This is a genomic window from Agrococcus sp. TF02-05, from assembly GCF_017565345.1.
Classification (GTDB): domain Bacteria; phylum Actinomycetota; class Actinomycetes; order Actinomycetales; family Microbacteriaceae; genus Agrococcus; species Agrococcus pavilionensis.
In genome coordinates this window covers 39606-53720 of the sequence record NZ_JAGEKO010000003.1, presented here as the reverse complement: position 1 = coordinate 53720, position 14115 = coordinate 39606, and the positions used below count along the sequence as shown (strand labels likewise).

General features: G+C 72.9%; 14 protein-coding genes. 8 read left to right on the top strand and 6 right to left on the bottom strand.

The genetic code is table 11. The features are described from left to right. Nucleotides 1–2: 2 nt before the first annotated feature. The 6 genes from JQT67_RS03665 to JQT67_RS03640 are packed head-to-tail and all read right to left on the bottom strand — an operon-like array spanning nt 3 to nt 5548. Nucleotides 3–944: a C-terminal binding protein gene (locus JQT67_RS03665; RefSeq protein WP_208063563.1), complete on the bottom strand. Its 942-nt coding sequence runs from the start codon at nt 942–944 to the stop codon at nt 3–5. Next, a complete protein-coding gene (locus JQT67_RS03660; protein ID WP_243755647.1) occupies nt 941–1762 on the bottom strand; it encodes a fumarylacetoacetate hydrolase family protein in 822 nt (273 codons plus the stop codon). The genes JQT67_RS03665 and JQT67_RS03660 overlap by 4 nt, the downstream gene beginning before the upstream one ends. Beyond that, the gene (locus JQT67_RS03655) at nt 1762–2823 is read right to left on the bottom strand and encodes an Ldh family oxidoreductase (RefSeq protein ID WP_208063561.1); all 1062 of its coding nucleotides are present in this window, start codon (nt 2821–2823) and stop codon (nt 1762–1764) included. The genes JQT67_RS03660 and JQT67_RS03655 overlap by 1 nt, the downstream gene beginning before the upstream one ends. Beyond that, nucleotides 2820–3101, bottom strand: a complete 282-nt coding sequence (locus JQT67_RS03650) for a LysR family transcriptional regulator (RefSeq protein WP_208063560.1) — start codon at nt 3099–3101, stop codon at nt 2820–2822. The genes JQT67_RS03655 and JQT67_RS03650 overlap by 4 nt, the downstream gene beginning before the upstream one ends. Then, on the bottom strand, nt 3098–4630 hold the full coding sequence (locus tag JQT67_RS03645; protein ID WP_208063559.1) for an NAD(P)/FAD-dependent oxidoreductase: 1533 nt from the start codon (nt 4628–4630) through the stop codon (nt 3098–3100). The genes JQT67_RS03650 and JQT67_RS03645 overlap by 4 nt, the downstream gene beginning before the upstream one ends. A 21-nt stretch (nt 4631–4651) precedes the next feature. Beyond that, nucleotides 4652–5548 (bottom strand): alpha/beta fold hydrolase, encoded by an 897-nt coding sequence (locus tag JQT67_RS03640; RefSeq protein ID WP_243755644.1) that lies wholly within the window; start codon nt 5546–5548, stop codon nt 4652–4654. 221 nt (nt 5549–5769) lie between these two features. Here JQT67_RS03640 and JQT67_RS03635 point away from each other — a divergent pair, with 221 nt between their 5' ends. The 8 genes from JQT67_RS03635 to JQT67_RS03600 all read left to right on the top strand — a co-directional run bounded on the left by JQT67_RS03635 (nt 5770) and on the right by JQT67_RS03600 (nt 14112). After that, entirely contained in the window at nt 5770–6474 is a 705-nt protein-coding gene (locus JQT67_RS03635) for an SDR family NAD(P)-dependent oxidoreductase (RefSeq protein WP_208063557.1), read from the top strand. Next, entirely contained in the window at nt 6471–7868 is a 1398-nt protein-coding gene (locus JQT67_RS03630) for an MmgE/PrpD family protein (RefSeq protein ID WP_208063556.1), read from the top strand. Before JQT67_RS03635 ends, JQT67_RS03630 begins: the two co-directional genes overlap by 4 nt. Next, nucleotides 7856–8839 carry an NADP-dependent oxidoreductase gene (locus JQT67_RS03625; RefSeq protein WP_208063555.1) on the top strand — a complete coding sequence of 328 codons (984 nt, stop codon included), beginning with the start codon at nt 7856–7858 and terminating at the stop codon, nt 8837–8839. Before JQT67_RS03630 ends, JQT67_RS03625 begins: the two co-directional genes overlap by 13 nt. Beyond that, on the top strand, nt 8836–9489 hold the full coding sequence (locus JQT67_RS03620) for a TetR/AcrR family transcriptional regulator (protein WP_208063554.1): 654 nt from the start codon (nt 8836–8838) through the stop codon (nt 9487–9489). Before JQT67_RS03625 ends, JQT67_RS03620 begins: the two co-directional genes overlap by 4 nt. A 160-nt stretch (nt 9490–9649) precedes the next feature. After that, nucleotides 9650–10663, top strand: coding sequence for a tripartite tricarboxylate transporter substrate binding protein (locus tag JQT67_RS03615; RefSeq protein ID WP_208063553.1), 1014 nt, complete (start codon nt 9650–9652; stop codon nt 10661–10663). Nucleotides 10664–10665: 2 nt separating this feature from the next. Beyond that, entirely contained in the window at nt 10666–11214 is a 549-nt protein-coding gene (locus JQT67_RS03610; protein WP_208063552.1) for a tripartite tricarboxylate transporter TctB family protein, read from the top strand. Between the two features lie 4 nt (nt 11215–11218). After that, a complete protein-coding gene (locus tag JQT67_RS03605) occupies nt 11219–12913 on the top strand; it encodes a tripartite tricarboxylate transporter permease (protein ID WP_208063551.1) in 1695 nt (564 codons plus the stop codon). Then, nucleotides 12910–14112 (top strand): MFS transporter, encoded by a 1203-nt coding sequence (locus JQT67_RS03600; protein WP_208063550.1) that lies wholly within the window; start codon nt 12910–12912, stop codon nt 14110–14112. Before JQT67_RS03605 ends, JQT67_RS03600 begins: the two co-directional genes overlap by 4 nt. The last annotated feature ends 3 nt before the right edge of the window (nt 14113–14115 follow it).

The window sequence follows — 14115 nt, the reverse complement described above, 5'->3', positions numbered from 1 at the left end:
CGTTAGGCCACCCGGTCGAGCACCGGCTCGCCCTGCAGCAGCTGCCTCGCGCGCAGCACCGCGCCGGACTGCAGCGCCGCGAGCGAGCTGCGCGACTTCCACGCGGAGTGCGGCGTGAGCACCGAGTTCGGCGCGTCGCGCAGCGGGTGGTCGACGGGCAGCGGCTCCTGCTCGAACACGTCGAGCGCTGCGCCGCCGAGGTGGCCGCGCTTGAGCGCGTCGGCGAGCGCCGCCTCATCGACGAGGCCACCGCGCGAGACGTTGACGACGGACGCGCCTCGCGGCATGCGCGCGATCGTCGCGGCCGAGAGCAGGTGGCGGGTCGCCTCCGTGAGCGGGACGTGGAGCGAGAGCACGTCGCACTCCTCGATCAGCCGGTCGAGCGGGGCCGCGGGCACCGTGTCGAAGACGGCGATCGGATCGTGCGCGCGCACCTGGGCACCCACGTCGCGCCACCAGGTGGCGACCCGCCGCCCGATGCGCCCCATCCCGACGACGCCCACGCGCAGCTCGCTGAGCACTGGGCTGTCGAACGGCACGCTGCTGGCCCACTCGCCGCGGGCGATCGCCGCCTGCCCCTGGGGGATGCGCCGGCTCAGCATGAGCCCCATGGCGAAGGCATGGGATGCGACCTCCTCCGACGACGCATCCGGCACGATCGAGACGGGGATGCCGTGCTTCTCCGCCGCGCGGACGTCGATGTTGTCGTAGCCGATGCCGTACCGCACGACGCCGAGGCACCGCTGCATGCGGGCGAAGTCGTCGTGCCCGAGGCGCACGTAGGGCGTGACCATGGCGACCGATGCGCGCTCGAGCGCCCCGGCGAACTCGCGTGCGTCGCGCGCGACGACGAGGCGCAGCCCGAGCTCGTCGGCGGGGGCCTCCTCGCGCGCGAGGTCGGGGAACTGGTGGGGCGCGATGAGGAGCGTGTGCTCGGAGCTCACTGCTGCCGTGCTTCCGCTCCGTCGCGCACGCGGTTGCACAGCGTCTCGATCGAGGATCCGCCGCGACCGAGCTCGGTCTCGAGCAGCTGACCGGGCTGCAAGTGGCGCGGCGGCTGCATGCCGTGGCCGACGCCGCCGGGCGTGCCGGTCGCGATGACGTCGCCGGGGCGCAGCCGCACGATGCTCGAGCAGTAGGCGATGAGGTCGGCGACGCCGAAGACGAGCTCGTCGAGCCGTCCCTGCTGCACCGTCTCGCCGTCGACCCGCGTCTCGATCGTGAGGTCGTCGCGCAGCGGCGCGACCATCGAGCCGATGGGCGAGAGGCTGTCGAGCGCCTTGCCCTGCAGCCATTGCGTCGTGCGGTACTGATGGCCTCGCGAGGTGACGTCGTTGAGCGCGACCGCGCCGAGCGCGGCGCCAGCCGCGCCGTCGACGGATGCGCTGCGCACCTCGGTGCCGATGATGACGCCGATCTCGCCCTCCCAGTCGAGCTGGTCGACGTCCGCCGGCCGCACGATGTCGTCGGCCGGGCCCACGAACGAGTCGACGAACTTCGCGAACAGCGTCGGGTACTCGGGCGCCTCGCGTCCCATCTCCTCGATGTGCGGTCGGTAGTTGAGCCCGACGCAGAGGATCTTCGCGCCCTCGCGGAGGAACGGCAGCGGCGTCGTGCCGGCCGCGTCGAGGCGCTCGGCGGCTGCGTCGGGCACGGCGTCGAGGATCCGCCCGCCGTCCCACGGGCCGAGCACCGCCACGGCGTCGCCCTCGCGCCGCACGAGCAGATCGCGGCCGTCGGCGGCCTGCACGCGCTGCAGCATCACGCCGCCTCCTCGATGAACGGGGATGCGACGCCCGCCTCGGCGGCGAGCGCCTCGAGCTCGCTCACGGTCGCGTCGGCGAGCGACAGGCCGGCGCGGTTGCGCTCCGCCGCCGCGCGCTCGAGATCGCCGGGCGCGTAGATCGCGTCGACGCCCGGCGCCTTGCGGCTCGAGCGGATGCGGTCGGAGAAGCGGTCGACGCGCTCGGCGACCGGCGCCTCCGCGGCCGACTCGAAGCGGCTCGCGTCGATCGCGAGGAAGACGTGCGAGCAGTCGTTCGGCTCGTCGACCTGCTTGTAGAGGCTCCGCGCCTCGCCGCCCTCGCCGCCGCCGAGGATGCTCGTGAGCACCTCGATGAAGAACGCGAGCCCGAAGCCCTTCGCGCCGGCGGCCGGCAGCAGCAAGCCCCCGCGCGCCGCGCTCGGGTCGGTCGTCGGCGCACCCGCGGCATCCGTCGCCCAGCCCGCCGGGATCTCGCGCCCAGCGCGCTCTGCCTCGATGATCTTGCCGAGCGCGACGGCCGAGAGCGCCATGTCGGCGAAGGGAGCGCCTGCGCCGCCCGGGGCGGCGATCGAGATGGGGTTGTTGCCGATCACCGGCTCGGCGCCGCCGACGGCGGGCATGAGGGGCGCCGTGCTCGCCGCGACGATCGCGACCAGACCGGCCTCGGCCATCCGCTCGCTGAACGCGGCCGCGCGGCCGAAGTGGTCGGCGTGCCGGGTGACGACGACCGCCATGCCCGACTCGTGGGCCTTCTCGATCACGAGGTCGGTCGCGCGCGACGCCGACCAGGCTCCGAACGAGTGCCCGGCGTCGAGCACGGCACCGGTCGGCCACTCCGACACGACCGAGACCGCGTCGTCGCCGCGCACCGCACCCGAGCGCAGCCGCTCGAGGTAGATGCCGAGTCGTGAGACGCCGTGCGACGCCACCCCGTGCAGGTCGGCGTCCACGAGCCCGTGCGCCACCGCATCCGCCACGTCGTCGGCACAGCCGGCGGCGACGAGGATCTCGCGCACCGCCCGCTCGAGCCGCTCGGGCGAGACCGCGCTGGCCGTCATGCCGCCTGCAGCCTGCCGCGCAGCGCCGCGGCGCTCGCGAACGACTCCGCCGCCGCGAGCACCTGGCGCGCGTAGGGCAGCAGCCGCCGGCCCTCGTCAGTGAGCGTCACCTGCCGCGCGCGGCAGACGAGGTCGTAGCCGAGCGAGAGCTCGAGCTGCTTGATCTGCAGCGAGAGCGCCGGCTGGGTGATGAACAGCCGCGTCGCCGTGCGGCCGAAGTGCAGCTCCTCGGCGAGCGCGACGAAGCACTCGAGCCGCCAGAGGTTGACGCCGCTCACGCAGGCACCTCCGCGAGCTCCCGCTCCTTCGCCGGCACCCCGTCGAAGACGTACTCGTCGGGGCGGAAGGTGCCCGCCTCGCGGCGGAACTTGTGCATGAAGTCGGGCCACACGGTCGTGAGCCGGCCGTAGCGGTGGTCGACGTACCAGGAGTGGCAGCCGCCGTTGAGCCACACGGTGTCCTCGGCGCGCGCGTCGACCGAGTCGATGAAGGCGTCCTGCGCCTCCTGCGTGATCTCGATGACGGATGCGCCGGTGTCGGCCATGTGGTCGAGGGCACCGAGGATGTAGCGGATCTGCGACTCGATGATGAAGATGATCGAGCCCGCGCCGAGGCCGGAGTTCGGCCCGTTCATGATGAACAGGTTCGGATAGCCCGCGACGGTCGAGCACGCGTAGGCGGCGCCGCCCCGCGTCCACGACTCGGCCATCGAGCGGCCGTCCTCGTCGAAGATGCGGTGCGTGATGGGCAGGTCGGCGGCCTCGAAGCCCGTGCAGAGCACGAGCGCGTCGAGCTCGACCTCGCCGTCGTTCGTGACGATGCCCGTCTCGGTCACCTCGACGATGCCGCTCGTCTCGAGCGCGACGTTGTCGCGCAGGAACGTCGGGTAGTAGTCGTTCGAGATGAGGATGCGCTTGCAGCCGATCATGTAGTCGGGCGTGAGCTTGTCGCGCAGCTCGCCCGCCGGCACCTGCGCGTGCAGGTGGTCGCGCGCGGTCGCCTCGATCTTGGCGATGAAGTCGGCGATGCCGCGGCGCTGCGGGAAGCGCGCCTCGTTGCCCCAGTAGAGCTCATCGCGCAGCGCCTGCGCCGTCTCGGGCATGCGGCGGAACATCGACTTCTGCGCGTCGCTGTACTCGTGGTCGACGCGGGGGATGATGTAGGGCGCCGAGCGCTGGAAGACCGTGAGCTGCTCGGCGGTCTTCGCGAGCTCTGGCACGATCTGGATGCCCGAGGCGCCCGAGCCGATCACGCCGACGCGCTTGCCGGCTGGGTCGAACGTGTGGTCCCACTGCGCCGAGTGGAACATCGGGCGCGAGAAGCGCTCGAGCCCCTTGATCGCGGGCAGCTTCGGGTCGGAGAGGTGCCCGGCCGCGGTGACGACGAAGTCGGCCGTGAACGAGCCCGCGGTCGTCTCGAGCGCCCAGCGCTGCTCCTCCGGCTGCCACGTCGACTCGAGCAGCTCGGCGTCGAACGTGATGTGCGGCATGACGCCCTCGTCGATCGCCGCCTCCCGCAGGTACGCGTGGATCTCGGGCTGCGTCGCGTAGACGCGCGACCAGTCGGGGTTGGGGCGGAACGAGTAGGAGTAGAGGTGCGACTGGATGTCGCACGCGGCGCCCGGGTAGGTGTTGTCGCGCCAGGTGCCGCCGACGTCGCCCGCGCGCTCGAGCACGATGAAGTCGTGCTCGCCGCGGCGGCGCAGCTGGATGGCGAGGCCGAGGCCGGCGAAGCCCGAGCCGATGATGGCGATCTTCGCGTGGGTGGTCGAGCGCTCGGCGGCCTGGGGGGCGGATGCGGTGGTCATGTCGTGCTCCTGCTTCTGCATTCAGGCGTGGTCGACGGGGATGATGGTGCCCGCGGGGTGCTCGCGGGGGTCGACGGTGAAGTCGTCGATCGCGACCGCGAGCTGCGCGGGTCGCTCGACCGAGACGGCGTGGCCCGACTCGATCTCGAGGTAGCGCGCGTCGGAGATCGCGCCGAAGAGCACCCGCGAGTGGTGCAGCGGCACCATCGCGTCGTGCGTGCAGCCGATCACGAGCGTCGGCACGTCGATGCGGCTGAGGCCCGAGGTGATGTCGATCTCGCGGTTGAGGCGCATGATCTGGGCGGGGTAGGGGCGCGTGACCGCCTCCTGCAGCTCGGCCCAGTCGCGCGCGTTGCGGCCGATGACGAAGCCGGGGGAGTAGGCCATGAGCAGCGTGAGGCGCTGCAGGCTCTCGGGGTCGCTGTCGTGCAGGCGCTGCCAGAGGTCGTTGCGCACGAGCTGGTGCCGGTCGGTCTTCGACCAGCCGGCGACGAGCGCGAGCGAGGCGAGCGTGCCCGGCTGCTCGGAGGCGTAGGCGGCCGCGACGACCGCGCCGAACGAGTAGCCGACGAGCGCGACGGGGCCGTCGGCGGATGCGTGCTCGACGACCGCGCGGAGCTGGTCGACGGCGTCGGCGAGGGTCAGGTCGCCGTCGTCGGCGGGCAGCTGCAGGTCGAAGGCGACCACGCGGCGCGTGAAGGTCAGGATCGGGTAGACCGCCCAGAAGCTGCCGCGCGCGGTGCCGGAGCTGCCGTGCACGAGCACGATCGTCGCGGCGTCGGTCTCGTTGCCGCTGTCGTAGATCGGGATCGACCGGCCGTCCTGCTCGACGTGCCCCGTCGGCTGCACCAGCAGCGGCTCGCGCAGCGTGCCGTCGACATGCCAGGCGCTCTGACGCTCTGCCTGCTCCGTGACCATTGCCACCTCACTCCATCGTGATCAAGATTCTGAGAGCGCACTATCAAAATGTGCTCTGCCGCGAGCGTACACGGCGCGGCGAGCGGTGCCAATAGGCGGATGTGATTGCCCGCTCTCACTTCTCTTCGTACGATCGGCGCAGCGGCGACGGCGCCTCCTGCGCTGCCGTCCGGCAGGTGCAGAGAGCTGATCGCGGCCGCGGGCCGCAGACGGAGGGGTCCATGGCCGAGTCGAAGGAGCGCGTGCTCGTCACGGGCGGAGCGGGCGGCATCGGCGCCGCGATCGTGGAGCAGCAGCGCGGGCTCGGCCGCGACGTGGTCGTGATCGACAAGCAGCCGGGCGGCATCCAGGCCGACCTGTCTGACGCGGAGCAGGTCGCCGCCGCGCTCGAGGAGGCGCTCGCGGGCGGGCCGATCCACCGCCTCGTCAACAACGTCGGCTACATCCGGGTCGCGAACCTCGAGGACCTCGAGATCGAGGATGCGCTGCGCACCTACGAGATCAACGTCGTCGCGGCCATGCGGTGCGCGCAGGCCCTGCTGCCCGGCATGCGCGACGCGCGCTTCGGCCGCATCGTCAACATCGCCTCGCGCGCCGCGCTCGGCAAGGCCGGCCGCTCGGCCTACTCCGGCTCGAAGGCCGGCATCATCGGCGTCACGCGCACGTGGGCGCTCGAGCTCGGCCAGCACGGCATCACGGTCAACGCCGTGAGCCCCGGCCCGATCCGCACCGCGATGTTCGAGGCGGCGAACCCGGCGGGCGAGCCGCGCACGCAGGCGATCATCGACGCGATCCCGGTCAAGCGCGTCGGCGAGCCCTCCGACGTCGCCGCCGCGGTGAGCTTCCTGCTTGACGAGGCCGGCTTCATCACCGGGCAGAACCTCAACGTGTGCGGTGGCATGACCATCGGCGCCGCGCCGCTGTGAGCGCCGAGCCGGTCACCGCGACGCTCGTCGACCGCGCCGAGCAGCGCGGGGCCGGCGCCGCCGCGATGCTCGCGGACCACGTCGTCGGCGCTGCGCGGGCGCCGCTCGCCGAGCCCGTCCGCCGTGCCGCGAAGGCGGTGCTGCTCCACAACCTCGTCGTCGGGCTCGCCGCGCACGGCATGCCGCTCCCCGGCCTGCCGCGCTCGCACGCGCTCCCGTGGGCTGAGCGGCCGGCGACCGCGCCCGACCTGGCCTTCGCGACCGCGCTGCGGATGGGCGCGCGGGCGCAGCACGACGAGCACCCGCGCTCCGTCACCCATCTCGGCAGCGCGGTGACGCCCGCGGTGCTCGCGGTCGCGCCGCGCGACGTCGACGGCGGGCGGCTGCTCGCCGCGATCGCGGCCGGCTACCAGGTCGGCGGCGGCCTCGGGGTCGCGCTGCTGCCCCACGTCCGCGCTCGCGGCATGCGCGCGACGGGTGTCGTCGGGCCGATCGCCTCGGCCGCCGCGGTCGCCGCCGTGCTGCGGCTCGACCCGGCCGCGGCCGCCGATGCCATCGCGCTCGCGGCGAACCGCGCCGCGGGCTACACGGAGGTGTGGCTCGAGGGCACCGACGAGTGGCGGCTGCAGACCGCGGCGGCCGCGCGCGACGGGCTCGAGTCGGCGCTGTGGGCGGCGGGCGGCGCTCGCGGCGCGACGGCCGCGATCGAGGGCCGCTCCGGGTTGCTGCACGCGCTAGGCGTCGATGACGAGCGCGGCGCCGCGATCGTCGGCGAGCTGCCCGGAGCGCTCGGCGGCGAGTCCGTCATCGCCCAGATGCTGCTGAAGGCCCACCCGGTCTGCGCCATCAACCAAGCGGCGGTCGAGGTCGCGATCGGCTTGCGCCGGGAGCTGTCCGACGCCGACCTCGCGACGGTCGAGCGCGTCGTCGTGCGCTTGAGCGACGCCGACGCCGCCTACCCCGGCATCGACCTCGCGCATCCGCCCGCGTCGTGGGCGCAGGCGATGATGGATGCGCGCCAGGGCGTCGCGATCGCGCTCGCCGACGGGCGCGTGGACGCCAGCGCGCTCCACCCCGGCTCCGCCGAGGCGCTCCGCCTCCGCGCGCTCGTCGACGTCGTCGGCGGCCTGCCGTCGACCGCCGCGCACGGGGCGGCGGTCGAGGTCGAGCTCGCCGACGGGCGTCGCCTCGAGGGTGCGTGCGACGGCGTCGAGGTCGACGCCGAGCGCTCGGCGCGCATGGCGCTCGAGCTGCTGCCCGCCGCCGGGCTGCCGCTCGCGCTCGCGGAGCGGCTGCCGGCGCTCGTGCACTCCATCGACGAGGCCGGCGGCGTCGCGCGGCTCGTCGACGCGCTCGCGGGCATCGCGCCCTGGGAGGCGCTGTGCCGCGCGTGATGCAGGCCGTCGCGGCCACCGCGTGGGGCGAGCCCGACGTGCTGCGGCCGGTCGAGGTGCCGGTGCCGTCGCTGCTGCCGGGGGAGATGCTCGTGCGCGTCGAGGCGGCGGGCGTCAACCCCACCGACTGGAAGTCGCGCGCGACGGGCGGCCGTGGCTACTGGCGCGATCCCGCCATCCTGGGCTTCGACGTCGCCGGGGTCGTGGAGGAGGTCGCCGACGGCTCGCACCGCTTCGCGGTCGGCGACCACGTCTTCGGCATGCCGCGCTTCCCGCTGCCGGCCGAGGCCTACGCGCAGTACGTCGCCGCTCCCGCGCGCCAGCTCGCGCGCATCCCGGAGGGGATCGGCTTCGCGGAGGCGGCGTCGCTGCCGCTCGCCGGGCTCACCGCGCTGCAGGCGATCGAAGACGCCGGCCGCTGCCTGCCCGGGCAGTCGGTGCTCGTCTGCGCAGCCGGCGGCGGTGTCGGACGGCTCGCCGTGCAGATCGCGCTCGCGCTCGGCGCCGAGGTCACGGCGTGCGCCCGACCGGCCCGGCTCGAGGAGGCGGCCGCCGCGGGCGCCGCCGTCGTGGCTGTCAGGGACGACGGGCTGCCCGTGGTGACCTCGCGGCACGACGTCGTCATCGATCCTTTCGGCGGGGATCGCACGGCTGCCCTGCTCGACTGGTGCGCGCCGGGCGGCACCCTCGTCTCGCTCATCCCGCGCACGGCGCCGACGGTCGAGGAGGCCGCGCGAGCGCGGGGGATCCCGCTGCGCCGCGTCGTCGTCGAGGCCTCCGAGGTCGGCATGCAGCGCATCGCCGGCTGGGTCGCCGAGGGGCGCGTGCGGCCGCGCGTCGCGCTCGAGCTGCCGCTCGCCGCGGCGGCGGACGCGCACCGGGCGGGGGAGCGCGGAGGACTCGATGGCAAGATCGTGCTGCGACCGTGGCAGCGCGGCCAGGGCGCGACCGACGAAGAGGTGACGCCGTGACCACTGCACCCGAGATGACCGCGCGCCAGCTCGGCAAGCAGCGCAAGCGCGACGCGATCCAGGCCGCGGCCGCCGAGCTCATGCACGAGAAGTCCTTCGACGACATCACCATGCGCGAGATCGCGCAGCTCGCCGGCGTCGGCGAGGCGACCCTCTTCCGCTACGTGCCCAACAAGCACGACCTGCTGCACATGGTCTTCGGCGACGAGCTCGACGCGGTGCTCGACCGCATCGACGAGCAGGATGCGGCGCTCGTCGCCGCGCAGGGCGACGAGCCGACGGGCACGCACTTCGTCGAGCGCATCCGCGCGATCTACCTCGAGCGCTCCGCCTTCTACCGGCGGAACCCCGAGAACGCCTCGCGCTACCTCCGCGAGGGCTTCAGCATGAGCCCGCTGAGCGCCCGCAACGTCGCGCAGGGCGACCGCACGATCAGCATGACGCGCGCCATCGTCGAGGACGGGCAGCAGCGCGGCCTCCTCGACGTCCGCGCCGACGCGCTGCTCGTCGGCCAGAACTGCCACGCGATCTACATGCACGAGATCGACCGCACCCCCGTGCGCGGCTTCGACCCCGACCGCATCTGGGAGCGGCTCGGCCCGCGGCTCGACGCCCAGCTGCGGCCGCTCGTGCTGCGTCCGCGCGACTGACGCGAGCCCGCCGACGGCCGGTCCGCCGGCCGATCGATCGCCGATGCTTATCGCCGCTTGACGACTCGCCGAGGTCGCCAATAGCGTCGCGTCAGGTCATACTGAGAGTGCACTCTCGAAAGTTGCACTCCTTCACTAACAACGAGGTTAGGAGCTCGCCATGCGCAGCATGAGCAGGAAGCAGAACCGGGCGCTCGTCGCCGCCGGCGCCATGATGGGGGTCGCGCTGCTCGCAGGCTGCAGCAGCGCCGCGGGCACCGACAGCTCGGCCGCCCCCGACGGTGAGGCCGCCTCGTTCCCGTCGGGCGACATCCGCTTCGTCATCCCCTACTCGGCCGGCGGACCGACCGACGTCACTGCCCGCGCTCTCGCCCCGTGCCTCGGCGAGACCCTCGGCACGAACGTCATCGCCGAGAACATCACCGGCGGCTCCGGCTCGGTCGGCCTGCAGGACATGATCTCGAAGCCGGCCGACGGTCAGACCATCGCGATCGTCTCGCCCGGCATGGTCGCGCTCTCGCCGATCGCCAACGGCCTCGACTACTCGCGCGAGGACGTGACGTCGATCGGCGTCATCTCCTACTCGCCGATGATCCTCGCCGTGCCCGGCTCGTCGCCCTACGCGTCGGCGGAGGAGTTCTTCGCCGCCGCCGAGGACGCCCCCGGCACGCTCACGGTCGGCGTCTCGGGCGCATCGACGCCGCAGGCGATCGAGCTGCAGCGCCTCGCCGACGAGTACGGCGTGCAGGTCACGGTCGTGCCCTTCGACGGCAGCTCTGGCGCGATCACCGCCCTGCTCGGCGGCCACGTCGACTCGGTCTTCGTCAACGACCAGGAGGACGTTGTCCAGCGCATTGAGTCGGGCGACTTCAACGCGCTCGCCGTCTCGTCGCCCGAGCGCCAGGCGCACCTCGAGGACGTGCCGACGCTCGCCGAGCTCGGCTACGAGGACCTCACGCTCGCGGTCACGATCTACGCGCTCGCCGCTCCCGCCGGCACGCCCGAGAACGCGGTCACCGCGCTCTCGGACGCGCTCCAGGGCTGCCTGACCGACGAGGCCACGATCGACGCGATCGGCGAGGACTACGTGCCGGCCGAGTACCAGGACGGCGCCGACTTCGACGGCTTCCTCGCGGAGGCCGAGGAGGTCTACTCGACCATGCTCGGAGGCTGACGATGACCGACGTCACCGACCGCATCGAGCCGAGCGCTGAGCCCATGACCGAGCCGAACGCATCCGCACCCGAGCCCCTCGAGGGCATCCGCGGACGCCAGATCGCGCGGTGGAGCGCCGTGGTCGTGCTCGCGGCGGTCGGTGTCGTCGCCATGATCCTCAGCATCGGCTACGGCCTCGGCACCGGCATCCGCCCGGGGCCGGGGCTGTGGCCGTTCATCGCCGCCGTCATCATGGTCGGCTGCACCGTGGTCGTCGCGATCACCGACACCCTCGAGGACTACGAGCCGTGGGGCACGGATGCGGTGCGCACGCTCGTCGCGATCGGCTCGCTCGCGGTCTTCGCCGTGCTCTTCACGCTGCTCGGCTTCACCGTGCCGGCGCTGCTCCTCATGCTCCTGTGGCTGCGGCTGTTCGGCCGCATGCGCTGGGTGACCGCCGCGGCGCTCGCCGCGGGCGGCGCGATCGCCCTCTTCCTGCTGTTCGACGTCGTGCTCGGCGTCCCGCTGCCGCGGGACGTGCTCATGACGCCGCTGACGTCCTGGATGTGATCCCATGTTCGACGGCCTGCTCCATGGCTTCGGCGTCGCGTTCGACCCGATCAACCTGCTCTACGTCTTCGTCGGCGTCGTCATCGGCACCGCGATCGGCGTGCTGCCGGGCCTCGGCCCGACCGCGACGATCGCGCTGCTGCTGCCGCTGACCTACGCGCTCGACCCCGCCACGGCGATCATCATGCTCGCCGGCATCTACTACGGCTCGATGTACGGCGGCACGATCACCTCGGTGCTGCTGCGCATGCCGGGCGAGGCCGCGTCGGTCGTCACGACCTTCGACGGCTACCAGATGGCGAAGCAGGGCAGAGCTGGGCCCGCGCTCGGCATCGCCGCGATCGGCTCGTTCATCGGCGGCATCATCTCGGTCATCGGGCTCGCGATCTTCGCGCCGATGCTCGCCAACTGGGCGCTCGCCTTCGGCCCGGTCGCGATGGTCGCGCTCATGGTGCTCGGCCTGCTGCTCGTCACGTCGCTCGGCACCGGCTCGACCTGGAAGGCGCTCGTCATGGCCGCCGTGGGCTTGCTGCTCGCGAGCGTCGGCCAGGACCAGATCAGCGGCATGCCGCGCTTCAACTTCGGCTCGGCCTCGCTGCTCGACGGCTTCGACTTCGTCGCGATCGCGATGGGCCTGTTCGGCGTCGGCGAGATCCTGCACAACCTCGAGCAGGGCGGCCACCTGCACCAGGTGGCGAAGAAGGTCACGAAGATCCTGCCGACGCGCCAGGACGCGAAGCAGTCGGCGCTGCCGATCGCGCGCGGCTCGATCCTCGGTTTCTTCATCGGCGTGCTGCCGGGCGGCGGCGGCGTGCTCTCCTCGCTCGCGAGCTACGCGCTCGAGAAGCGGGTCGCGAAGGACCCGAGCCGCTTCGGGAAGGGCGCGATCGAGGGCGTCGCCGGCCCCGAGACCGCCAACAACGCATCCTCGACGTCGGCCTTCGTGCCGCTGCTCGTCCTCGGCATCCCCTCGAACGTCGTGCTCGCGCTCATCTTCGGAGCGCTGCTCGTGCAGGGCATCACGCCGGGGCCGAGCCTCATCCCGCAGCACCCCGACATCTTCTGGGGCGTCGTCGTCTCGATGCTCATCGGCAACGCGATGCTGCTCATCCTCAACATGCCGATGGTCGGCGTCTTCGTGCAGATGCTGCGCGTGCCCATGGGGATCCTCGTGACGTTCGCCGTCGCGATCGTGCTGATCGGCACCTTCTCGATCGCGAACGACCCGTTCGACATCTGGATCGTGCTCGGCTTCGGCGTGCTCGGCTGGCTCATGAAGCGCACGGGCTTCGACCCGGGCCCGCTCGTGCTCGCGTTCGTGCTCGGTCCGATCCTCGAGGCCTCGGTGCGGCAGTCGCTCCTCATCTCCGGCGGCGATCCGTCGATCTTCGTCAGCGACCCGATCGCGCTCACGATCTACTCGGCGATCGCGCTCGGCATCGTCGCGGTGATCGTGCGCAGGATCGTCAAGGGGCGCGCCCGCCCGGCGCTGTTCGACCAGGCGCGGCACATCCCGCCTGCCACCGGCCTGCTGACGATCCGCCGCGCGAAGCGCGCGAAGGCCGAGGCGACGGATGCGTCGAGCGGTCCCGCGCCGGCCGACGAGACGTCGTCGGCCGCGGGCGGCGAGGCCGAGGTCCGCGACGGTTCGGCCGAGCTGAGCGAGGAGGAGCGCGCGACCGACGCGCGCAAGCCGTGAGCGCCGACGGGCGGGAGCGACGGCTCGTCGTCGCCCTGTTCGTCTCGGGATTCGCGACCTTCGCGCAGGTCTTCGACGCGCAGGCGATCCTGCCGAGCCTCTCGCGCGACCTGGGGATACCGAGCGCGACCGCGGCGCTCGCGGTGTCGGCGACCACGCTCGGCATCGCCGCCTCCGTGCTCGCCTGGGCGTGGCTCTCCGACCGCATCGGCCGCACCGCCGTCATGCGCATCAGCCTCGTCGCGACGACCGTGCTCGCGCTCCTCGCGCCGGCCGCGCCTACGCTCGAGGTGCTCATCGGGATGCGGGCGCTCACGGGCGTCGCGCTCGGCGGCATCCAGGCGGTCGCGATGGCGCTGCTCGTCGAGGTGCTGCCGCGGCACCGGGTGCCGCCCGCCGCGGCGATGTACATCATGGGCAACACCGTGGGCGGCGTCACCGGCCGCGTGATCGCCGGCCCGGCGAGCGAGCTGCTGCACTGGCGGGTCGGCCTGCTGGTCGTCGCGGCGATCGGCGCCGTCGCCTGCCTGCTGTTCTTCGTCCTGCTGCCGCGGGGGCTCGAGGATCGCGCCGTGCGCACCGCCCCGTTCCGGATCGCGCTCGCGCACGTCGGCCATCACCTGCGCCGCTGGACGACGCTGTCGGTCTACCTGCAGGGCTTCCTCATCATGGGGTCGTTCACCGCGATCTACAACTACCTCGGCTTCCACTTGACGCGCGAGCCGTTCTCGCTGCCCGTCGCCCTCGCGAGCCTGTTCTTCCTCGTCTACTTCGTCGGCGCCGCGAGCGCGCGCATCGCGGGCGGCCTCGCCGTCCGCATCCCGCCGTGGTCGGTCGTCACGTGCGGCGGACTGCTCGTCGGCGTCGCCGCCCTGCCGATGCTGGCGGGCCAGCTGTGGGTGCTGTTCGCCGGCGTCACGCTGCTGACGATCGGCACGTTCATGTCGCATCCGCTCTCGAGCACGCTCTCGGGGATGGACGCCGATCGAGGCCGCGCGCAGTCGACGGCGCTCTACCAGCTGAGCTGGCTGACGGGTGCGGCGCTGTGGGGCTGGTTCGGCGGCGTGCTCTACGACCGCTTCGACTGGACGGGCGTCGTGGCGATGTCGACCGCGCTCGCGCTCATCGCCGTGGCCATCGCGGCGAGCCGGGCATGGGCGACGAGGACAGGATGGACGGGAGAGGGGAGGGCCGCGTGAAGG